We start from the raw sequence: 20,728 nt of genomic DNA, 5'->3' as shown, positions 1-20,728 counted from the left end.
ATTTTAATACAGTACACTTCTGTGCGTTTTTGAGGAGTTTTCTACCCATGGTCACCATCTCACGCAACACCTTTTTGAAGGCCGCTGCTGCAACCGTCGCATCAACCCTGTTTGCAGGATGCTCAACAGGATCTACCGGCGGAGCGCCTTCTTCAGCGGAAAAAACTGAGGGTGGTAGCTACACCATCAAGCATGCCTACGGTGAGACAACATTCGATGCAGTGCCCCAGAAAATCGCCATTGTTCAGAACTGGCAGAACCCCGACGCGGTACTAGCCCTCGGCGTAGTGCCTGTAGGTGCCCCTTTAGTGACCTGGGGTAACAATGAGAACAACTCCACCCCCTGGTTCGACGCTAAACTTGCTGAACTCGGTGGAGAAGAACCCACCCGCTACGATGAGACCGACGGCCCGAACTACACCGAACTTGCCAAGCTCGCCCCCGACGCAATCTTCACTCCCTACGGCGATATGAGCCAGGAAATCTACAACAAGCTCTCAGCTATTGCCCCCGTTGTGCCCGCACCTGAAGGCGTAGGACCATGGGCGGCATCATGGCAGCAGACCGTAGAAATGGCTGGCAAAATGCTGCGTAAAGAAAATGAAGCCGCAAAACTCATTGAAGACACCGAAAAAGCTCTTATCCAAAAAGCAGCCGAGTACGAGAACTTCAAGGGCGCAACCTTTATCGCTGGCGCTTTTGACCTCGAACAGAACACTTTCGGTGCCTATACCTCAATAGACGCGCGTCCGCGTTTCTTCAGTCTCATGGGCATGGAGTTAGCTCCTTACATCAAAGAAAATGAGGGTTCTGCTGACAGCTTCTTTGTCAATGTCTCAGCTGAGGTCATGGATCAGGTTGAGGCGGATGTTGTCTGGGCGTGGGTGAATACTGAAGACGAGATCGAGAAGGTTAAGAGCAACGATTTGTTTGCACAGATGCCCGCAATCAAGAACGACGCAGTGGTCTTTGAAGCCGATAAGACCTTCGGTCTTGCCCTTTCTGCAACCTCACCGCTGTCACTGATGTGGGCAGTGAACGAGACCGACGTGCTGGATCGTATGTCGAAGGCTATCAAAAACACTCGCAACGCTTCCTAACACTGCACAGTTTTATAAGGCTCACTGCCCCCTGAGAGATCAGGGTGAGGCGGTGGGCCTTTTCTAAGGGTATGTATGAGAACGAAAACTAGACCGCACTTGAGGAGAATAGCGTTTGTCGCCCCAGGCTACCCGGTGCTGAGTTTGTGCGCTGCGGTTTTATGTGTAGGGACGCTGGCTGCCTCCATGCTGCTGGGTACTCGAGTGCTGGATGCCGGGGTATTTCTTAGCTACTTGCAAGGACAACCTGTAACAGAGATTGAAAGCGCAATTATTGACCAACGTCTGGTGCGTACCTGTTGGGCCGCTACCATTGGTGCTGCCCTCGCACTTTCCGGGGCAGGTATGCAGGGCGTTACCCGCAACCCCCTGGGTGACCCCGGTATTTTGGGAGTAAATTCGGGGGCGGCCTTTGCCGTTGTCTTTGGCATCGTGTTCTTAGGTATTCAGTCAGCCACAGCTTTTGCCCTGCTTGCCTTCGTGGGCGCGGCGGTAACCTCGGTATTGGTCTACGCGCTGGCATCGATCGGACGCGACGGGGCAACCCCCGTAAAACTCGCCCTGATGGGCGCGGCAATTTCAGCAGGTCTGGGGTCTTTCACCGCGGCTCTTATTCTGCGGTTCAGCGATGTCCTGGATTCTTTGCGTAAGTGGCAGCTGGGCACAGTTGCCGGTGCTTCAATGGAAGAATACATCCCCGGCGTGTTCCTTGTGATTGCTGGATCCCTGGTACTGCTGCTCAACGCCGCCACTATCAATAGCTTTGCTCTGGGCGATGACATGGCAGCTTCGCTGGGTGAAAACGTTGCCCTTAAACGCTTCATCATCTTTATCGGCATCACCTTACTGTGTGGCACCGCAACATCGATGGCAGGACCCATTGCCTTTATCGGTCTTATGGCTCCCCACGCTGTGCGCTTGCTGGTGGGCCCGGACTACCGCAAAATTATTCCCCTCTCTGCCGTGCTGGGTGCCAGCCTGCTGATCCTGGCTGACACAGTAGGCAGAATCATCCTACCGCCTGAAGAAGTGCCGGTGGGCGTCACCATGGTAGTAATCGGTGTTCCCGTTTTTCTCTACCTGATCCGCTTTCACAAGACAGTTGATCTGTAAACATGGCATCACTGATTAAAGAACCAGCCTCGTCAGTTATACCCGCAGCACGAGTACGCGATATTCGCAGGCGAGCAGGCAGACGTCCTGCTCGTGTCATTGCCGCCCTAGTAGCACTACTCACCGCGGTATTCTTCGCTCGGGTGCTCCTGGGGGATTACACCGTAACACCGGGGGACTTTCTCACCATCGTGCAAGGTGGAACCCTTGAAAACGCCCGCGGTGCCCGGTTTATCGTTATGGAAGAGAAGCTACCCAGGGCAGTCTTGGGGCTGTTAGTGGGGCTAGCATTCGGTGCAGCCGGTGCGACTTTTCAGCTACTGCTGCGAAACCCCCTCGCCTCACCGGATATCATCGGCATCAGCACTGGCGCCTCGCTGGGTGCTGTGCTTGGTATCGTCTTTTGGGCGGCGAGCGGCCTGACCCTCTCACTTTTCGCTATCGGTTTCTCACTTCTGGTGGCAGTCGGCGTCATGGGTTTGGCGGCAGGACGCACAAATGTGGGCAACCGATTCATTCTCATGGGCATCGGCGTTTCAGCTCTTGCAGGTGCCATCATCAACTACCTGCTGGCGCGTATGAGTCTACAAAGTGCGTCCTCAGCTACTTTGTGGATGACCGGTTCGCTCTCAGTAGCTAACTGGAACCGTATTGGCATCGTTGCCGCCGCCCTAGCACTGATTGTGCCCGTCGTTTTTGCCCTGCACACCCGTCTGCATGCGGTGGCGGTGGGGGAAGACCTCGCCCACAGCTTGGGGCTGAACGTTGCCCGTACCCGCTGGACTTTCATCGTCTTAGGCGTACTGTTGGCAGCAGTAGCAACCGCAGCCAGCGGCCCCATAGCCTTCGTTGCATTTGTTTCGGGCCCAATTGCGCGCAGACTCATTGGTGGCAGGCACTCTCTGCTCGCCTCAGCCCTTACGGGAGCGATCATCGTAATCGCGGCTGATGCGATAGCCACCGACTATATTCCCTCTGGTCCCTTACCGGTGGGAATCCTCACCGGTGCATTAGGCGCACCGGCACTGATCTGGCTACTGGTTCAAGCGCAGAAAGAAACATAACCATGAAACAGGCAATACCTCGCCACCTTCTCATTAACCGGGTGAACCTAGGCTACGGTGCCAAAACCATTGTTCAAGACCTCAGCTTAGAAATTCCTACCGGCAAAATAACAGCCATCATCGGCTCCAACGGCTGTGGAAAATCAACCCTGCTGCGCGGCATCTCCCGCCTGCTCAAACCAGAATCTGGTGACATCACTCTTGATGGCATCAATATTCACAGCTTCCCCAGCAAAGAATTTGCTCGTCAAGTCGGTCTACTGCCGCAGGCACCGATTACACCAGACGGCATCACAGTGGCAGATCTTGTGGGGCGCGGACGCTACCCTTACCAGGGGCTTTTTGCACGCCACAGCGCCGAAGACGATGCGGCTGTGGCCTGGGCATTAGAGGCAACCCACACCATAGAACTTGCTGAACGCTCCGTTACCTCCCTCTCAGGCGGTCAGCGTCAGCGTGTGTGGATTGCGATGGCGCTCGCCCAAGAAACAGATATTTTATTGCTCGATGAGCCCACCACCTACCTCGACCTCGCCCACCAGGTGGAACTTCTTGACCTGTTGGCTGATCTCAACGAACAGCGGGGCACCACCATGGTGATGGTGCTACACGAACTCAACCTCGCCGCGCGGGTAGCTCACCACCTGGTTGCTATGCGCGATGGAAGAATCGAAAGTCAGGGAACCCCGGCTGAGGTGCTTACCGCAGAGAACTTGCACACTATCTTCGGGCTCAAAGCCTCGGTATCCGACCCTGTGGGCACAGGCGCAACCGTTATTGTTCCGGACGCGCGAGTTCCCAACGAAAGGCGCACCCTATGAGCAGCAACCGCAGAGTCTATACAACGGGTACAACCCAGTTCGCTCTGTTTACCGCCACTGTGACGAGGGTGCAGCGTCTCTCAGAGCACTTCGTCAGAATCACCCTTGCCGATGAATTCCTTGATGATTACTCTGCTTTTCAGTATCACGGCAATAACGCGACCCTCGATGGATACATCAAACTGCTGATACCGCCACCGGGGCAGAGCGAGCCGGTAGTTATCGGTCTGAACGATTCATGGCGCGAAGAATGGCTGTCTGCGCCCGAGCATGAACGCGGGTGGATGCGCACCTACACTGTTCGCGCTGCCAGATGGGGTATCGACCAGCACAAGAACATACCTGAGATAGACATTGATTTCGTGCTACACCAAGATGAGGCAGGTAGTATGGGACCGGGTTCTGCCTGGGCAACGAACACACAGGTGGGCGATCGTATCTCTTTCTTGGGTCCCTGCAAACCCGCCAGCCTGTGGGCCAGCTGGAACCTGCAAGACGCTACGCGCGTCCTGATATGTGCCGATGAAACCGCTGCCCCCGCTGCCTTCTCGATTATTAGGGAGCTACCGCCCCAGGTAGCACTTGATGCGTTGATTGAAGTGCCAGCGGGCGAGGGAGAGCTACCCCAGGAACTCGCTGACTGCCCTGTGCTAAACCAGGGGCGAGAGAATCTCACCTTACACTGGATGCCGCGTGCTCAGCACGGTGAGCGAGGCCAGCTCCTTGAGAAAACCCTACGGGCGATCTTAGGCGTAAACGGTGCGTCAGTTGCTGATGAGGATGCTCCCGCAGTGGATGAACCTTACCTTTGGCAGGTTGCCGAGGGTGGTAGTGACACCTACATCTTTATCGCCGGTGAGGCTGGAGTGGTACGTAATTTGCGGCGCATTTGTGTGAACGAGGCTGGCATTGATAAAAAGAGCATCTCTTTTATGGGGTATTGGAGGGCAGGACGAGCTGAGAGCTAGCGGGTGAGTCAGCAGTGTCTGGATCTTAAAATCAAGGGGAACAGAGGCAGAGATTAGCCATCAACTGACTTTAAGCCGTTAAAGTCACATCTTAAATTGCAAGTATGTAATTTACTGATGGTAAGAGCCGCAAAACACCCCGCTTTTGCTCGTAAAAACCCCGGTTTGACTTGCAGAAATACCCTGTTTCACCTAGAATTATCTAGTGCCTTTAAACAGGTTGTTCCCCCTTAAATACACGCATAACAGTTGCCCTGACCCGTAATAAACCGCGGAAAGTCAAGGATTTTAAGACTGTTGCGCTTGCATCGAGGGCGTGACTTACCTAGTATTTAAGGCTGTTCGTAGTGGTGGCAACACCTCTCGACCACTAAACAAAGCTTCACCGTTTTTCCCGCGGCCAGGCCCCAATCCGGACTCTCACCCGGGTTGCGAGGTTCTCAACACTCTAGCCTTGGAGAATAACCCGGTGCTCTACCTTGGTGGCGGGACGCCTTCACTGTTCTTCTGTAACCGGCCGCTTACCGGTTGAGAAAGAGCACACTGCGCACCGTCATTTCGTCAACATTTGGAGGAGACTACTATGGCAGCTGTCTGCCAGGTGACCGGAGCTGTTCCCGGCTTTGGACACAGCATCTCGCACTCACACCGTCGCAACAAGCGTCGTTTTGATCCGAACATTCAGAAGAAGAAGTACTACGTACCCTCACTTCGTCGCAATGTAACTCTCAACCTGTCAGCTAAAGGCATCAAGGTTATTGATGCTCGCGGCATTGACGCAGTTGTAGCTGAAATTATCGCTCGCGGGGAGAAGATTTAACTATGGCATCAAAGGGCAAGGACGTACGTCCGATCATCAAGCTCAAGTCCACTGCGGGCACCGGTTACACTTACGTTACCCGTAAGAACCGCCGCAACAACCCCGATCGTATGGTTCTTAAGAAGTACGATCCCGTAGTGCGTCAGCACGTTGACTTCCGAGAGGAGCGCTAAACAATGGCTAAGAAGTCAAAGATCGCTCGCAATGAGCAGCGCAAGGTCATCGTTGCTCGCTACGCTGAAAAGCGCGAAGCACTGAAAAAGACCCTCGTAGACGAAAATGCTACCCCCGAAGAGCGTGAAGCAGCACGCCTCGGCCTGCAGAAGCTTCCCCGCAACGCTTCACCGGTACGTGTTCGCAACCGTGACCAGATTGATGGTCGCCCCCGCGGTACTTTCCAGAAGTTCGGCATCTCACGTGTGCGTTTCCGTGAAATGGCACACCGTGGCGAACTCCCCGGTATCACCAAGTCAAGCTGGTAAATTGTGTGGTGAGGTTCTCATAAACCAAGTGAACCTCACTTCATGTACTTAGTCTCAGGAGGGACATCAATGGCTAAGAACCGCAGCGAACTCGTCGCAGAGGTAGCAGAAAAGGCTGGCACCAGCCAGGCAGCAGTAAACGGTGTGCTCGACGCACTGTTCCAGGTTTTCGAGTCTTCAGTTGCTCAGGGCGAAAAGATCACCATTCCCGGTTGGATGGCAATCGAGCGCACTGACCGTGCAGCACGCACCGGCCGCAACCCCCAGACCGGCGAAACCATTCAGATTCCTGCAGGTCACGGTGTAAAGCTCACCGCAGGTTCAAAGCTGAAGGCTGCTGTTTCAAAGAAGTAAATTCTTCAAGAAACACTCTAGGTCTCATTGAGGGATTCCCCTCACACTAAGGTCGCTTCATACTTCTAGTATGAAGCGACCTTTTGTATACCTATCAAACTTTTTCTTTTATCAGAGGATGCGCTGTACGGGTGTTTTTAGAGCTTCCGCCAGAGACGAGAACGAAGCAGGGTTCTCTCACCTGTTTATCAGGAAGAGCTACTACAATGAGGAGCACCTGGGCAGCCGCCCCCTCATCGATACTTACCAAAGGATTTGAAGAGATTAATGAAGTCTGTACTTAGCATGACCCCCACAATCTCGCGAAGTGTATTAGCAACAGTGGGTATTGCCGCGGCGGTATGCGCTGGGGCGCTGACACCGGCGTACGCACACGATGAACTCATTTCATCAAACCCTGAAAACGGTGCTGAGCTTGAGACTGCCCCCGATGCCTTGGAACTCACCTACAGCGGTGAAATCATGGATATTGGTAACCAGGTGCGGGTGACTAACTCTGTAGGCGACAGCGTAGCTGAAGGAGAGCCTACGGTTAACGGTAAGCAGGTTACACAGAACCTTAATCTTGGGGATGCCGCTGCCGACGAAACCTACACTGTCACCTGGCGTGTAGTGTCATCTGACGGTCATCCCATTCAGGGCACCTACGAATTTGTGGTGGGGGAGGGCGCATCCGACACGGCAGCTGCCCCAGCAGAGGCTTTCGTCTCTGATGCCCCTAAAGAAAGCGCGTCCGCAGATGCCACTACTGATAATGTTTCGACTGCCACCGGTTTGAATGCAACCAATATAGTAATCATGACGCTCGCTGCTCTAGCCACTATTGGTATGGTGGGCGTAGTCGTGGCGAAGAATCGCAAGAACTAATACGTGTTGATAGAACTCATCGAAAGAAGACGACCGTGAACTATCGCCCCCTGGCAGCTATTGTTGCTTTTAGCTTTCTTGCTCTGACCGGTTGTAGCGCATCTGATACGGAGGCAATATCAAAGACAACTACGGACGCAGCTAGTAGCACCGCTGTTTCAGCAGAAGCACCCCTGGAGCTGGCTGATGGTTGGGTCAAAGCGGCTGATAAAGGTATGACCGCTGCTTTTGGTACCTTAACGAACACCAGCGAGGAAACTGTTACTATCACCGGTGCTGCGAGTGCGGCTACCGATACGGTGCAGTTGCACGTGACCGAGATTGATCCCACCACCGGCACTTCTACTATGAAGGAAGCTCCTGAAGGCTTCACCATTGAACCGGGGGAGTCTTTCACTATGGAACCCGGTGGATCTCACATCATGTTTATGGATCTTGGATGCTCACTACCCACCGGGTCCACCCTTGACGTAGCCATTGAAACCCCGGAGTCATCAAAGAACTTTACTTTTGCGGTGCGTGACTACCAGGGCGCCCAAGAGGAGTACGCACCCGGTGATGAACACTCTGCTGCTGCCATGGAGCATACGGCTCACGGAGCACATTCCGCAGACGATGAGCACGAGGGGCACGACCACGCAGATCACGCGGCGGTAGAGCTGCCCATCTGCGCCCAGTAAAAGACTGAAATCGCCACCGGCTGTACCTTGCTGAGATGATGTGTAGCTGGTTGCCTCAGTCAGAGTAAAGATTCACGAGAAGAGTTAAGTTAAGCTGTGGCTGAGCAAACCCCCGATTCACTCACTTCTTCAATTACATCACGTTCCACCACACGTCGGGCGGTTGTTGGCGTTGGGCTAGGTGCCGTAGCTCTTGCCACAGCGGCTTGCTCTACTTCTGCGGGGCAGCAAGAAGAGAAACAGTCTCAGAGCGAGGTGACCCCGCTGGTGGACACGCGGGTTGCCTTCTACGGTAAACGCCAAGCGGGAATTGATACTCCTGCCCAGGCTCATGCTGTTTTCATCGCTCTGGATTTATGTGAGGGCACCAATACCCAGGCGCTGATTCGGCTGATGAGGGTTCTCACCGCTGACGCCGCTAAGCTGTGCGCCGGGGAACCCTCGCTTGTCGACCAAGAACCCGAGCTTGCCGCCGTTGCCGCCAACCTTACCGTGACTTTCGGCTTTGGCGAGAAAATCTTTGACATAGCTGCCCCAGCAGCTAAACCGCAGTGGCTTAAACCTCTACCGGCTTTTGATGAAATCGACCGTCTAGAAGACGCCTGGAATGACGGGGATCTACTTCTACAACTGTGCGCTAACGACCGCATGACCCTCGCACACGCCCAGCGCACCCTACTCAAAGGCGCGCGTCCTTTTGTCACGGTGCGGTGGGTGCAAGATGGTTTTCTGCGCGCCCACGGTAGTGAAAAACCCGGTGAGACCCCGCGCAATCTTTTTGGGCAGGTTGATGGTACCGTGAACCCCCGACAAGAAGACGGCACGATTGACCGGTACGTGTGGGGAGAAAATGTTGAGGGACTCACCCCTTGGGTACCCGGTGGAACTTCTCTGGTAATCCGCCGTATTCATATGAATCTAGACACTTGGGACCTCTCAGATAGGCCAGCTCGTGAAGACGCTGTGGGACGCAAACTCTCTAACGGTGCGCCCTTGACCGGTGAACATGAGCACGATAAGGCAGACCTCGAGGCGGTCAATGAATTAGGCTTTGAGGTTATTGCTCCCTACGCCCACATCAGGCGTGCCGCACCAGAAAAAGATATCGAACGCATCCTCCGCAGACCCTACAACTATGACCTGCCCGTGGCAGCTGCCTCGGGGATCTCCCAGCACGGTGATACCGCAGGCGGAATCTCCCAATCGGGTCTGATTTTCTGCTCCTACCAGGTGGATCCGCTGGCTCAGTTTGTACCCATTCAGCGCAGACTTGCCACACTAGATATGCTTAACACTTGGACGGTACCCATCGGATCGGCAGTTTTTGCTCTTCCACCGGGATGCGCTCCAGGGCAGTATATTGGGCAACAACTCTTTGAAGGTTAAAACATGAAACAGCTAAGCGGTACAGTGCGCGGAATCGCCCCTCACTGGATCTGGGTTTTCCCCGCTGTAGCGCTGATGCTCATGGTCGCCTCATTTATACTCACCGGTGCCAACGCCGGTACTGAACTGGCGGACGCTGGACCTACGGTACGCTGGCTGCTGCCTGTGGTTGAGGTGTTCCAGAATACTGCTCTAGCGACCCTCATTGGATCCCTTTTGTTCGCGATAGGTATTGTGCCGCGTTTTACCGATGACACGGTGGGCAAAGCTCACTACAACATGGCGCATACCTACACCAAAGACCAGCGCATAGCCAACCTTAAGCGTGAGCAGTACCCGGCTTTCAGCGCCATCATGAACCTAGCGTCCGCGTCCTCAGTGGTGTGGGCGTTGACCTCCATTGCACAGCTGGTGCTCGCCTACGCCGAAATTTCCGGGCGCGCGGTGAACACCTCAGAAACCTATACCGAAGAACTTGCCAGCTACATCACTACTATTACCGCGGGCCAAGCCCAGGCGTTTACGGTGGGTGTTGCTCTGGTAGTTTCGAGCCTCACTTTTGCGGTGCGTTCTCTCACTAGCCTGCTACTCACGCTGGCACTTTCTTTGCTGGGTATCGTCACTTTGGCGCTGACCGGTCACTCCTCTGGCGGTGACGACCACATGGGCGCGGTGAACTCCCTGGGGCTGCACGTTTTGGGTATGAGCCTGTGGACGGGCGGACTCATCACACTTGCCTATATTTCCCGTACGATTTCGCGGGCGGACGCAGGTACTGGCACCGTTGCTGGTCGTCGCGATTCTACCCTGGCATCGCGCAGGGTCTCGATGGTTGTTGCTGTGCTCAAACGCTACTCAACAGTTGCGCTCTTTAGCTTTGTGCTTTTGCTGGCCTCGGGCGTTATCAACGCCAGCCTACGCATGAATTCTTGGGCTGATCTCACCAGCAATTACGGAATGCAAGTAGTTCTGAAACTGGCACTCACCGTGATGCTGGGGGCTATCGGTGTGGCACACCGGGTACGCCTGATTCCCGCGATGGAAAGCGGCAAGACTAGCGGTATTCGCGGGCTGTGGCAGGCGATTATCGCCGAGCTGATTATTATGGGTGCAGCGAGCGGTCTGGCGGTGGCGCTTTCGCGTACTGCGCCTCCCAAGAGCGATGAGTTGCCGGTGGATGCAACCCCGGTGCGTATTATTACCAACTACGAAATGCCGCCGGAACCCCACGTGATTGAATGGTTTACCCAGTGGCGTTTGGACTGGTTCTGGGTATCTATCATCGCTTTTCTTGCCTTTGTCTACGTGTGGGCATACACGCGGGTGCGAGCTCTCGGCGGCAAACGTAGCCCACTGCGTCTTGCTTCATGGTTAGTAGGGCTGACCCTGCTTTTCTACGCGACATCCGGCGGTTTAGCGGTGTACTCTCAAGTGCTCTTCTCTGCTCACATGGTTGAGCACATGTCACTGACCATGATTGTGCCGACTTTCTTAGTGCTGGGCGCCCCCGTCACCCTCTTGCTTACTGCCCTGCAACCACGTCAGGATGGCACCCGCGGCCCTCGCGAATGGATTTTACGCCTGGTACACTCCACCTGGTCAAAAGTCATCACCAACCCGCTCTTTGCTGGCTTTAACTTTGCCGGTTCGCTGGTGCTCATGTACTTCACCCCCATGTTCGGCATCTCGATGCGATACCACGTGGGGCACGAGTTCATGCTGGTTCACTTTCTGCTCACCGGCTACCTTTTCGTGCTGGTGCTTATCGGTATTGATCCCATTCCATACCGCCCCATCTACCCTTTCCGCCTCTTACTTCTGATCGCAACCCTGGGCTATCACGCCTTTATAGGCATCGCGATTATGCATGGCAACAGCCTGCTGCTTGCTTCGTGGTTTGGTAATCTGGGACGCCCCTGGGGTGGCTCGGCCCTTGAAGATCAGCAACTGGGCGGAGCTATTATGTGGGGCATGGGTGAAATTCCCACCATGCTCGTAGCGGTGATTGTGGCGATTCAGTGGGCATCATCTGACACTAAACTCACCAAGCGCCTAGACCGTCAGGCTGACCGTGATAACGATGCCGAGCTCAAAGCCTACAACGCCATGTTTGAAGAGCTCAACGACGCTGACGCGCGCCGGTAGACCCTACCACCGGTGGGGTGGGTTTGTTACGCACCAAGCCCACCGTTACCACCATCAGTGCTACTGCCGATGAGAGTAGAACCTCCTGACGGTGCGCCTGCGTTGCACCCATAAAGACCAGCAGAGCACCCAAGGCAACAACCAGTAGCCAGTTGATCCAAGGGTAAAACTTTACCGTCAGCACATCGGCGCGTTGGGTAACATCAACCCCCTGCGCCAGGAGCACCCGGCGGCTACGCAGGTGCGTGACCGTGATAATCAGCCACACAAAAATACCCGTAGCACCGGTTGTATTCACCAAAAATGAAAACACCTGCTGCGGCATCAGGTAGTTCAGCAGACTCACCACAAAACCGGCAGCACCGGTGACCAGTACCGCCACCCACGGCGCGCCGGTACTAGAAATACGGGTGAAGGTGGGCGGCGCGTCCTGCCCCTGCCCCATTGCAAATACTATGCGCGAAGAAGAGTAAATAGAGGCGTTTAGACAAGAGAGTAGGGCGGTCAGTACCACCACGTTGAGCACCACTGACGCATAGGGGATATGCAGGCGCTCCAGCAAGGTGACGAAAGGCGAGACACCGGCAATCACCGAGGACGCAGGTATCACCGTGACTACAATCGCCACAGCTCCCACGTAAAACAGTAGGATGCGGAACACCACCGAATTTACTGCCTTCACCACAGCTTCGCGCGGGTTTGTCGATTCACCGGCTGCAATAGTGGCAATCTCGGCGCCGAACATCGAGAAGATGACGGCAAGCAGGGCTGTGAAAATACCTGCGGCACCGTTGGGTGCAAAATCATTGGTCAGATTGTCTAAGGACGCGCCCGAGCCGGAAAAGCCACCGGCTAAGGCAATCATCCCTACCACCATGACGGCTGCAATGGCGGCAATTTTAATGGAAGAGAACCAGAACTCTGCCTCGCCGTAGGAGCGCACCGTCAGTAGGTTGATGCCGGTGAAAACAACCATGAACCCGAGGGCTGTCAGCCACTGGGGGAGCGCGGGCAGCCAGCTATTGATAATCACCGCGGCGGCGGTCGCCTCAATGGCGGCTGTTACCGCCCAGAACCACCAGTAGAGCCAGCCCACCGAGAACCCTGCCCAGCGCCCAATGTAGGTGCGGGCGTAGACCGCAAAAGAACCGGTATCAGGGGAGAGAGATGATAGCTCGCCCAGCATTCGCATGACGGCAAAGAGCACCGTGCCCGCTAGCAGGTAGGTGATGATTACGGCGGGCCCTGCAACGGCAATAGCTGTACCCGAACCCACCAAAAGACCTGCGCCAATAGCGCCGCCCATTGCAATCATTGCTAGGTGGCGCGGCGCTAAGACCTTGCGCAGCTCTTTGACAGGTTCACCACTCAACGTGTCCACCGACCTTCACCTACTAAAACCCCTTCGCGCCCAAGACAGCGCGACATTCCTACGAAATATTACGGGTACATGTCACGTTGATTCTAATTAGCTACCCGAACAGCAACAAACAGGCAGCAACCGCGCTAACTTGTTAGGCTAAAACGCAATACTTTTGCGCGCCCGCTCATTCGAGCTGTGACGCCAGCCGAGACCTTTACACCACCTAGCTTCTAAGGAACAACAGTGTCGAATACACACTCAGCCGAGAACATCCGACAAACAACGCGCGTTCGCGCCTCAGAACTAGTGGGCCGCAACTGGCTCAACACCGGCGGCAAACAGCTCTCACTCGAAAGCCTGCGCGGCAAAATCGTTATTCTGGATTTCTGGACCTTCTGCTGCATGAACTGCCTGCATGTGCTCGATGAGCTGCGTCCTCTAGAAGAAGAATTTTCTGATGTGCTTGTGACCGTTGGCGTACACTCACCCAAGTTTGAACACGAAGCAGACCCGGACGCGCTCGCTGCCGCCGTTGACCGCTACGACATCACCCACCCCGTTCTGGACGACCCTAACTTAGAGACCTGGCAGGCTTACACCGCCCGCGCTTGGCCGACCCTGGTGGTTCTTGACCCCGAAGGGTACATTGTTGCCCACCTTTCCGGTGAAGGGCATGTGCAGGGGCTGATATCGCTGGTTCGCGAACTGGTTGAAGAACACGATGCCAAGGGCACCCTACATCGAGGCGATGGTCCCTACGTGCCGCGTCCCAAGCCTGAAGGCACCTTCGCTTTCCCCGGTAAAGCACTAGAACTGCCTGCTGAGTTTGGGGACGGGCAAAAAACTTTCGTGGTCACTGATACGGCTCGTCACCGTCTGGTACAGGTCGCTGAAGACCTCACCAGCCCCCTGCGTACCATCGGCGGTACTACCAAGGGCTACACTGACGGAGATGCTGAGAGCGCCCGCTTCAACGAACCCCAGGGTGTTGCCCTCGTGCCCGAAAACCTGCGCGAGCAGCTGGGCTACGATCTGGTGGTTGCCGACTCTGTTAACCATCGTCTGCGCGGGGTCAATCTTTCTACCGGTGAGGTAACTACCCTTGCCGGTAGCGGTGTGCAGCGCCTAATTGATGCTGAGAGCGCCCGCTTGGGGGACTCTAATTTTATTGTTGAGGGTGCTGACCCGCTGACCGTATCGCTCTCTTCTCCCTGGGATTTGGTGTGGTCACGCGAAGCAGATGCCTTCATCGTGGCAATGGCAGGTACCCACCAGCTCTTTAGTTTTGATCCGCGCAACGGCCAGGTGCGCGTCTTTGCCGGTACCGGCGCTGAAGGTCTCAAAGACGGTGTTGCCGATGAGTCTTGGTTCGCTCAAACCTCAGGTTTGGCTGAAGCTACCGACGGTTCGCTGTGGGCAGCAGATTCAGAAACCTCAGCGCTGCGTCGTATTAGTTTTACGGACGGGGCGGTGCAGGTCGAATCAGCTGTGGGCATTGGTCTCTTTGACTTTGGTTTTGTGGACGGACAGCGGGCGGACGCGCGTATGCAGCACTGCCTGGGCGTCACCCAGTTGCCTGACGGGTCTCTTGCGGTGGCAGATACCTACAACGGCGCTATTCGTCGTTTTGACCCGGCAACTGGCGAACTGGGAACTGTAGCTCGGGGTCTTGCAGAGCCGTCCGACGTTCTGGTGGAGACCCTTGAGGACGGTAGCTCCCGCTTGATTGTGGTTGAGGCTAACGCTCATGAGCTGACTCGTGTGGCGATCCCTGAGAAGATGCAGCAGGTTGATGAGGGCGCCTCGCAGGTGACCCGCCCCTCCACCCGCTTGACCGGCGGCACCTTGAACTTCGAATCCCGCTTTACCGCCCCTAAGGGGCAGAAGCTCGATACCCGCTGGGGCGACCCTACCCAGTTGAAGATTTCTTCTACCCCGGAGAACTTCATTCTTGAGGGCGCTGGAACGTCACAGGGACTAACCCGTGCCTTGGTGCTTAACCCCGAAATTACTGAGGCAGTTTTGCATATTACCGCCCGCGCTGCTGCCTGCGATGGCGAACCCGGTGGTGAGATTCCCGATCACGCCGCCTGTCACCTCTACCAGCAGGATTGGGGAATCCCCGTGGTGGTCACCGGCAATCCAGAAGACGAACAGGATCTGATTCTGGGTTTGCGCGGAGTCAACGCATAAACCTTCTAATACATGAACGCTGCCCCTTAGCCTATGCCAGGGGCAGCGTTCATTCATTGTGTTCTCAACGTGAGCCGTCTATCACCTAAGGTTCCCACCACCGGGCACTGATAAATACGTTTGAACCTGCTTGAACGGCTACTATGAACCTATGGCAGAACACGCACATCAGGTACCCGATAAGTACGGCGAAGTGGTCGCAATTTACCACCCGCGCATTAACTCTTACTTTCGCAGAATCATGGCAGCTTTGCCCGCTCTGCTGCTCTCTGTAGGCATTCTCGGCTTTCTAGCCTACAAGCGTCCGGTACTACCCTTTGCGGTAGTGCTGGTGCTTATTCTGCTAGTTGCCTTTTTTGTCATTTATTCTTTCTTGAAGCCCACTATTATTGTGCGTACCGAAACTCATGTAATGTGCGGACGCATGATCGGCTGGCAGGCTGTGCCACTTGCCGATATCGCGCACACAGTGTTTGTGGAGCACCTGGCACCTAAGAAAACCATCGCCCAAGAAGAAGCAGGCAAGAAAATAGTTGCCAAGGGCGCCCCCGCTCTGTGGGCGGTGAACGAGAAGAAAAAGCGTCTGATGCGCGTTGACGGCAGAATCTGGGACGCCAAAACGATGCGTAAAATTGCTGCTGATATTGCCCCGCAAACCACCGTGTTCTCGCGTATTAACGTGGTTGCCTTTTCTCAGCAATGGCCGGGGCTGGTGACTTTCAACGAGTTGCACCCTGGCTGGCGTAGTGCCGCGGTGGCTATCACCACTGCCCTTGTGCTGGGGCTGATCGCTTTTGGTTTCTTAGCTCCCGATGATTTGTTGCGTCAGTACAATCTGCTGCCGGGTAACTAAAGAACCCAAGGTTCACCCCTAGAGATCTGGCTTTATAGAACTTTATACAGTCAGGACGCCCGAACATGTTTGTTCGGGCGTCCTGCTTTGTCTCACACGGGTGGGATTACCGCCCCAGCACAGCTACCAAGAAGGTACTGCTTTCGCTCAAGGGATGCAGCTCCCAGGTAGAGAACTTCTGCTGAACTGTCAAACCAGCTGCCTCAGCATCGGCGAAAAACTCGTCAAAGCTGTAGCTACGGCCAGCACCAAAACCGATAACGGCGCGTCCGCCCTCAGCCAGTGCCGCCGCGAAATTCTCCAACACCAACCGCCGGGTAGACGGCGCCAAAAAGGTCACCACATTACCGGCGCACACAATCGCATCGAAGGAAGCATCAGTATCAAGCACCTCCGGCAACAGGGCCAAATCGCCCTGATAGAAATCAACCTCACCATTGAGCTGCCGAGAAGCCTCGATCAAAGCCGCATCAACATCAACACCGACCACCGTATGACCTGCCCGTTGCAAATAATCAGCCAACCGACCAGCGCCAGAACCAGCGTCAAGAATACGCGCACCGCGAGAAACCATCGCATCAATCACGCGGGCCTCACCCCAAATATCCTGCCCCTGAGCTCGCATTGTCTCAAAACGCTGAATATACCACTGCGAATGAGAGGGGTTCTGCTCAATTTTTTCTTGCCACAGAGATTTTTCAACCATGATGCACTTACTTTCTTCGGAGGAGGGGGTTAGGCGTCGAACTCGGCAAGTAGGTCGTCCATGAACTTGATGACGGCTTTCTTGCCCCAGACCGGGCCGCCTGCCATGAGACCGTCGGCGCCCATAGCTATTGCCATGGGGGTTCCGTCACCGAAATTAGCTTGGGCGTTGCCGTCGTTATCAATAAGGATGCGTACACTTTCGGGTACTTCAAGACGCTGTGCGGCCTCCTCATTACGCACCACCGGGTGAACACCCACCAGTGACCCCAACTTTTCTTGCCAGCGTTCAAACTCGGGGATGATACCGAGGCAGGAACCGCATCCGGGGGAGACCCAAATGAGCACGCGCGCCTGCGTTGCAGCTAACTGACGTAGGGTGTGAACCTGCCCGTTGCGTTCTGCAATGTTGCCAAAGGGAATGGGCAGACGAACGTAATCTTTTTCTACTGATTCTTCGGCGAATTGGCTGTCAGCGTAGGGATTAGCGGACGCGGGTACCTCCTGCACTCTGCCTTGGTGAGCGGTAGCTGCCGCAGGGCTGGCAACTGACACAGACTCTGCGGGTGCTGCCACCGGGGCGATAGTCTCTGAACGGTAGATGAACCACAGGGTTGCTGATGCTAGAGCGGCACCGGCGAGCCAGAACCACTGTTCCAAGGTGAGGTCGAGCAGCATCATAAGCGGTGCGCGTCCATCAGCGAAAGCACCTGCAACAACCACCACGGCAGCGAGGACTAGCGCGGTGTTGCGAGCCAGCGTCCACCGAGAAATAGGTGCGCTAGAGGCGGTGCCGAAACAGTTGCAGCTTGCGGTGTTGCCGCTCATGACGGCGCGCGCAATAACCACCCAGTAGAAGGCAAAGAGCAACAGAGCGCAAAAGGTCGCAATAACTTGTAGGATTCCGGGGGCAAAAAGTAATACGACCGCTAGGGCGATTTCTGCCCAGGGGAGAATCTTCGCCGCTGTTTTGACGCGCACCGGCAGCCACTTATCAATCTTGAGGTTGAAGATAGCTGTGGCAGTTGAGGTGTAATCCTTCACCTTGGCAGCGCCACTCACCGCCAGCGTTACCACCAGAATAAGAGAGAAGAGAAGTAGGGACTCCACGAAGAAACCTAACGCTAAAAGAGGATATAGATGTAATTACTTATCAGTTTAGTCCCCTACACAAGGTGGGAGGTCACGTCCGTCGTCATTGGAAAGGTCTTTGGACGCAGCCGCGAACTAAGCAATGTGGTCTGCTTCGTTAGCACTCACAGGGACTATTCATGCAGAGAGCCTGAGCGCAATGTTTTACGTTCTCGCTCGCTGAGGAATCCTTGTGTTCAGCCCAGCTAGGTAGTCTTCTTGCCGTGCTCCTTAGCTAATGCTCAGCCTGAATAAGCGTCCGCAGTATCAAAATTGTCTAAATTTATGGCGTTTTTTATCGCAGAATGACAGAAATTCCGACAACTTCGGTGGGGTGTGTAGGTACTGAATAACCCTTAGTGTACTTATAAGACGGCAAAGAAAAAGTCGACCCTGCATACCTGAGTGCGCAGAACCGACTGAGTACTTATTGTTGAAGATAAATGGAGCGGCTGACGGGAATCGAACCCGCGTATCAGGCTTGGGAAGCGTGCGCTCTACCATTGAGCTACAGCCGCGTGTCCACAATAAAAAGCGGTACAGCTTTCATTCTAGTGGGTTCGCGCCGGTTTTGGAAAGTCATGCCTTGGCACAGTGGCGCTGAGGCAGAATGAGGGGCGGTGTGTAGGTTATTTTTAAAGAGTGTTGTTTTCAGATCGCGATATACGCCAAGAAATAGATAACGGCCGCATCAAGCTAGAGCCCTTCGACGAGGCAATGATTCAGCCTGCCAGCGTCGATGTTCGACTCGACCGGTTCTTTAGGCTGTTCGATAATCACAAGTACGCTCATATCGACCCGTCGCAAGATCAGCCGGAGCTGACCCGACTGGTTGAAGTTGCCCCGGATGAGCCCTTCATCTTGCACCCCGGTGAGTTCGTGCTGGGTGCTACCTATGAGCAGGTAACACTACCCGATAACGTGGCAGCACGCCTTGAAGGTAAATCATCGCTAGGACGCCTGGGGTTGCTAACCCACTCCACCGCGGGCTTCATCGACCCCGGTTTTTCGGGTCACGTCACCCTAGAGCTATCAAACATGGCAACCCTGCCCATTATGTTGTGGCCGGGTTCTAAAGTGGGTCAGCTCTGCTTCTTCCAGCTCACCAGCCCCACCGAACACCCCTACGGCAGCGGTGCCTACGGCAACAGATATCAGGGGCAGCGCGGGCCGACTGCCTCGCGTAGCTACCAGAACTTTCACCGCACCGATATTTCTGCCCAGTAGTAACCTACCCCTTTGGCATATGCCAAGAGATTAATGAAAAGAGATTCAGTGAGTGTAGCTGTAGCCTTGAGCCCAGCAGGAGTGCCGGTTATTGTTGTAGTGCGCGTAGACCACGCCCAAGAACTTGCACAAACCATCTGTGAAGCGTGGGAATCGCTGAACCCGCAGGTGCTTCATGACGTTACTCCGCTGGAAGATGAGAGTGCGTATTACATCATTCTTGAAGAGGACAACGAATACTACCGGCAGGTGCTGGCGGAAAGCACCGAGAACACTGGCCGCCTGCTGTTTATGCGCTACAGCTCTGATGAGCAGGTCATGGAGAGCCTGGTCAGCCAGATTACTATCACCATGATTATGACGCTGGTGGGCAAGTACCAGATGTTCCACGCGGCGGCGTTGGGCGACCCCGAAACGGGGCGGGCGCTGGCACTCGTTGCTGAATCAGGCACCGGCAAAACCACGGCATCACGGTTCTTGGGTCAGCACCTGACCTACCTTACCGATGAAACCGTCATCGTGGACGCCGATTACTCGGTAGTGCCCTACCTCAAACCGCTCTCGGTAATTGTTGACCCCGCGCGTCCAAAGGAGCAGATTTCACCTGCTCGCGCAGATTTGAAGATTCCTTCTTCAGAACAGTCTTTCACCCTGACCCAGCTCGTTATTTTGGCGCGTGATAAGAGTGAGAACCACGTTGTTCCGCGTCTGGTGCCCGTTGATATGGTGGACGCGCTACTCACCATCACCGGTCAGACGTCGGGTGTTGCGGCCACTGAGCACGGGGTGGAGAAACTGATTGAGCTTATTAACGACTGCGGCGGTGCCCTGCGTCTGGAATACTCCGAAATTGAAGAGGCTCTGCCGCTGGTGCAGGGGTTACTGCGGGGTGGACGCGCCGCCGAGTTGGTGCAACCGCCGGTAGAGGTAGAAATCGCCTACGCCCAGAGAGGCCCGGCCGCTGCCCACCTGCTCTGGCGAGGGCCGGGCAGCAGCGCCTACCGCGTTGACGAGCGGGTGCTTCTGATGCGCGGTGACAAGCTCTCTGAGGTGTCTTTCTTCGCTGGTGATATCTGGTTTGAGTTGGAAAAACCCCTTGAAACAGCGAAACTGCGTCAACGACTCGAAGAACTCTACGACACGGAAATTCCCGCTGAAGCCTTTGAACACAACATCACTGAGCTGATGAACCTGGGCGTTATCGGTCGGGGCGTCTTAGATTCCGGTGAAAAGGTAACATAGACTCCCGCTGAGTCTCACGCAGCGTCATCACAGAGTTAGAAAGAGCTGAATAAGCCTCAAATGAATCCTAGAGGTTAGATGCCGTGGGCAGCATAAAGGACGAATAGCGGTGCATATCTAATCTTTATCTACTATAGATGCTCGTCATCACAGCCAGCGCATAATAGATGCTTATCGACTCACTTCTGATGGTCCCTGCACAGTCTTAGGCTGA

Annotated in this window: 20 protein-coding genes and 1 tRNA gene; 17 read left to right on the top strand and 4 right to left on the bottom strand. The window is 55.1% G+C overall.

Annotated features, from left to right (window positions below; all coding sequences use genetic code 11):
• The first annotated feature begins 47 nt into the window (after nucleotides 1-47).
• From JR346_RS08760 to JR346_RS08700, 13 genes are all read left to right on the top strand, one after another.
• Nucleotides 48-1,100: an ABC transporter substrate-binding protein gene (locus tag JR346_RS08760; protein WP_204877502.1), complete on the top strand. Its 1,053-nt coding sequence runs from the start codon at nucleotides 48-50 to the stop codon at nucleotides 1,098-1,100.
• Between the two features lie 75 nt (nucleotides 1,101-1,175).
• Nucleotides 1,176-2,213: an iron ABC transporter permease gene (locus JR346_RS08755; protein WP_255521877.1), complete on the top strand. Its 1,038-nt coding sequence runs from the start codon at nucleotides 1,176-1,178 to the stop codon at nucleotides 2,211-2,213.
• Between the two features lie 2 nt (nucleotides 2,214-2,215).
• On the top strand, nucleotides 2,216-3,277 hold the full coding sequence (locus tag JR346_RS08750) for an iron chelate uptake ABC transporter family permease subunit (RefSeq protein WP_204877500.1): 1,062 nt from the start codon (nucleotides 2,216-2,218) through the stop codon (nucleotides 3,275-3,277).
• Between the two features lie 2 nt (nucleotides 3,278-3,279).
• On the top strand, nucleotides 3,280-4,098 hold the full coding sequence (locus tag JR346_RS08745; protein WP_204877499.1) for an ABC transporter ATP-binding protein: 819 nt from the start codon (nucleotides 3,280-3,282) through the stop codon (nucleotides 4,096-4,098).
• Nucleotides 4,095-5,066, top strand: coding sequence for a siderophore-interacting protein (locus JR346_RS08740; RefSeq protein WP_204877498.1), 972 nt, complete (start codon nucleotides 4,095-4,097; stop codon nucleotides 5,064-5,066). The genes JR346_RS08745 and JR346_RS08740 overlap by 4 nt, the downstream gene beginning before the upstream one ends.
• Nucleotides 5,067-5,649: 583 nt before the next feature.
• Nucleotides 5,650-5,886: a 50S ribosomal protein L28 gene (gene rpmB, locus JR346_RS08735; RefSeq protein ID WP_204877497.1), complete on the top strand. Its 237-nt coding sequence runs from the start codon at nucleotides 5,650-5,652 to the stop codon at nucleotides 5,884-5,886.
• A 2-nt stretch (nucleotides 5,887-5,888) separates the two neighbouring features.
• A complete protein-coding gene (gene rpmG, locus JR346_RS08730) occupies nucleotides 5,889-6,059 on the top strand; it encodes a 50S ribosomal protein L33 (protein ID WP_204877496.1) in 171 nt (56 codons plus the stop codon).
• 3 nt (nucleotides 6,060-6,062) lie between these two features.
• Nucleotides 6,063-6,368 (top strand): 30S ribosomal protein S14, encoded by a 306-nt coding sequence (gene rpsN, locus JR346_RS08725; protein ID WP_204877495.1) that lies wholly within the window; start codon nucleotides 6,063-6,065, stop codon nucleotides 6,366-6,368.
• Between the two features lie 69 nt (nucleotides 6,369-6,437).
• Complete coding sequence (locus tag JR346_RS08720) at nucleotides 6,438-6,722, top strand: HU family DNA-binding protein (protein WP_205482264.1); 285 nt, start codon at nucleotides 6,438-6,440, stop codon at nucleotides 6,720-6,722.
• A gap of 267 nt (nucleotides 6,723-6,989) precedes the next feature.
• Complete coding sequence (locus tag JR346_RS08715) at nucleotides 6,990-7,589, top strand: copper resistance CopC family protein (RefSeq protein ID WP_205482263.1); 600 nt, start codon at nucleotides 6,990-6,992, stop codon at nucleotides 7,587-7,589.
• A gap of 35 nt (nucleotides 7,590-7,624) precedes the next feature.
• Nucleotides 7,625-8,269, top strand: a complete 645-nt coding sequence (locus JR346_RS08710) for a copper chaperone PCu(A)C (protein ID WP_205482262.1) — start codon at nucleotides 7,625-7,627, stop codon at nucleotides 8,267-8,269.
• A 96-nt stretch (nucleotides 8,270-8,365) separates the two neighbouring features.
• Nucleotides 8,366-9,655, top strand: a complete 1,290-nt coding sequence (locus JR346_RS08705; RefSeq protein ID WP_240333928.1) for a Dyp-type peroxidase — start codon at nucleotides 8,366-8,368, stop codon at nucleotides 9,653-9,655.
• 3 nt (nucleotides 9,656-9,658) lie between these two features.
• Complete coding sequence (locus JR346_RS08700; protein WP_240333926.1) at nucleotides 9,659-11,800, top strand: cytochrome c oxidase assembly protein; 2,142 nt, start codon at nucleotides 9,659-9,661, stop codon at nucleotides 11,798-11,800.
• Here JR346_RS08700 and JR346_RS08695 read toward each other — a convergent pair.
• The gene (locus JR346_RS08695) at nucleotides 11,775-13,181 is read right to left on the bottom strand and encodes an amino acid permease (protein WP_205482261.1); all 1,407 of its coding nucleotides are present in this window, start codon (nucleotides 13,179-13,181) and stop codon (nucleotides 11,775-11,777) included. The two genes, JR346_RS08700 and JR346_RS08695, sit on opposite strands and share 26 nt — an antisense overlap.
• A gap of 225 nt (nucleotides 13,182-13,406) precedes the next feature.
• Here JR346_RS08695 and JR346_RS08690 point away from each other — a divergent pair, with 225 nt between their 5' ends.
• Complete coding sequence (locus JR346_RS08690) at nucleotides 13,407-15,356, top strand: NHL domain-containing thioredoxin family protein (protein WP_240333925.1); 1,950 nt, start codon at nucleotides 13,407-13,409, stop codon at nucleotides 15,354-15,356.
• Between the two features lie 151 nt (nucleotides 15,357-15,507).
• Nucleotides 15,508-16,209: a hypothetical protein gene (locus tag JR346_RS08685; protein ID WP_205482260.1), complete on the top strand. Its 702-nt coding sequence runs from the start codon at nucleotides 15,508-15,510 to the stop codon at nucleotides 16,207-16,209.
• Between the two features lie 106 nt (nucleotides 16,210-16,315).
• Here the strand turns inward: JR346_RS08685 and JR346_RS08680 are convergent, their stop codons facing one another.
• The 3 genes from JR346_RS08680 to JR346_RS08670 form a co-directional block, all read right to left on the bottom strand.
• Nucleotides 16,316-16,915 carry a bifunctional 2-polyprenyl-6-hydroxyphenol methylase/3-demethylubiquinol 3-O-methyltransferase UbiG gene (locus tag JR346_RS08680; RefSeq protein ID WP_205482259.1) on the bottom strand — a complete coding sequence of 200 codons (600 nt, stop codon included), beginning with the start codon at nucleotides 16,913-16,915 and terminating at the stop codon, nucleotides 16,316-16,318.
• A gap of 29 nt (nucleotides 16,916-16,944) precedes the next feature.
• A complete protein-coding gene (locus JR346_RS08675; RefSeq protein ID WP_205482258.1) occupies nucleotides 16,945-18,024 on the bottom strand; it encodes a MauE/DoxX family redox-associated membrane protein in 1,080 nt (359 codons plus the stop codon).
• Between the two features lie 465 nt (nucleotides 18,025-18,489).
• A tRNA-Gly gene (locus JR346_RS08670) sits at nucleotides 18,490-18,563 on the bottom strand.
• A gap of 124 nt (nucleotides 18,564-18,687) precedes the next feature.
• Here JR346_RS08670 and dcd point away from each other — a divergent pair.
• Entirely contained in the window at nucleotides 18,688-19,272 is a 585-nt protein-coding gene (gene dcd, locus JR346_RS08665) for a dCTP deaminase (protein WP_205482257.1), read from the top strand.
• Between the two features lie 48 nt (nucleotides 19,273-19,320).
• Nucleotides 19,321-20,514, top strand: coding sequence for a hypothetical protein (locus JR346_RS08660; RefSeq protein ID WP_205482256.1), 1,194 nt, complete (start codon nucleotides 19,321-19,323; stop codon nucleotides 20,512-20,514).
• Nucleotides 20,515-20,728 lie beyond the last annotated feature (214 nt).

Origin of the sequence: Rothia sp. ZJ932 (assembly GCF_016924835.1) — a bacterium.
Classification (GTDB): Bacteria; Actinomycetota; Actinomycetes; order Actinomycetales; family Micrococcaceae; genus Rothia.
This window is presented reverse-complemented; position numbering and strand designations above follow the sequence as displayed.

What these genes read in the sequence shown, in the direction of transcription:
- JR346_RS08760 (WP_204877502.1), top strand. Translation starts at nt 48, where the DNA reads ATGGTCACCATCTCACGCAACACCTTTTTGAAGGCCGCTGCTGCAACC.
- JR346_RS08755 (WP_255521877.1), top strand. Translation starts at nt 1,176, where the DNA reads ATGAGAACGAAAACTAGACCGCACTTGAGGAGAATAGCGTTTGTCGCC.
- JR346_RS08750 (WP_204877500.1), top strand. Translation starts at nt 2,216, where the DNA reads ATGGCATCACTGATTAAAGAACCAGCCTCGTCAGTTATACCCGCAGCA.
- JR346_RS08745 (WP_204877499.1), top strand. Translation starts at nt 3,280, where the DNA reads ATGAAACAGGCAATACCTCGCCACCTTCTCATTAACCGGGTGAACCTA.
- JR346_RS08740 (WP_204877498.1), top strand. Translation starts at nt 4,095, where the DNA reads ATGAGCAGCAACCGCAGAGTCTATACAACGGGTACAACCCAGTTCGCT.
- rpmB (WP_204877497.1), top strand. Translation starts at nt 5,650, where the DNA reads ATGGCAGCTGTCTGCCAGGTGACCGGAGCTGTTCCCGGCTTTGGACAC.
- rpmG (WP_204877496.1), top strand. Translation starts at nt 5,889, where the DNA reads ATGGCATCAAAGGGCAAGGACGTACGTCCGATCATCAAGCTCAAGTCC.
- rpsN (WP_204877495.1), top strand. Translation starts at nt 6,063, where the DNA reads ATGGCTAAGAAGTCAAAGATCGCTCGCAATGAGCAGCGCAAGGTCATC.
- JR346_RS08720 (WP_205482264.1), top strand. Translation starts at nt 6,438, where the DNA reads ATGGCTAAGAACCGCAGCGAACTCGTCGCAGAGGTAGCAGAAAAGGCT.
- JR346_RS08715 (WP_205482263.1), top strand. Translation starts at nt 6,990, where the DNA reads ATGAAGTCTGTACTTAGCATGACCCCCACAATCTCGCGAAGTGTATTA.
- JR346_RS08700 (WP_240333926.1), top strand. Translation starts at nt 9,659, where the DNA reads ATGAAACAGCTAAGCGGTACAGTGCGCGGAATCGCCCCTCACTGGATC.
- JR346_RS08685 (WP_205482260.1), top strand. Translation starts at nt 15,508, where the DNA reads ATGGCAGAACACGCACATCAGGTACCCGATAAGTACGGCGAAGTGGTC.
- JR346_RS08680 (WP_205482259.1), bottom strand. Translation starts at nt 16,915, where the DNA reads ATGGTTGAAAAATCTCTGTGGCAAGAAAAAATTGAGCAGAACCCCTCT.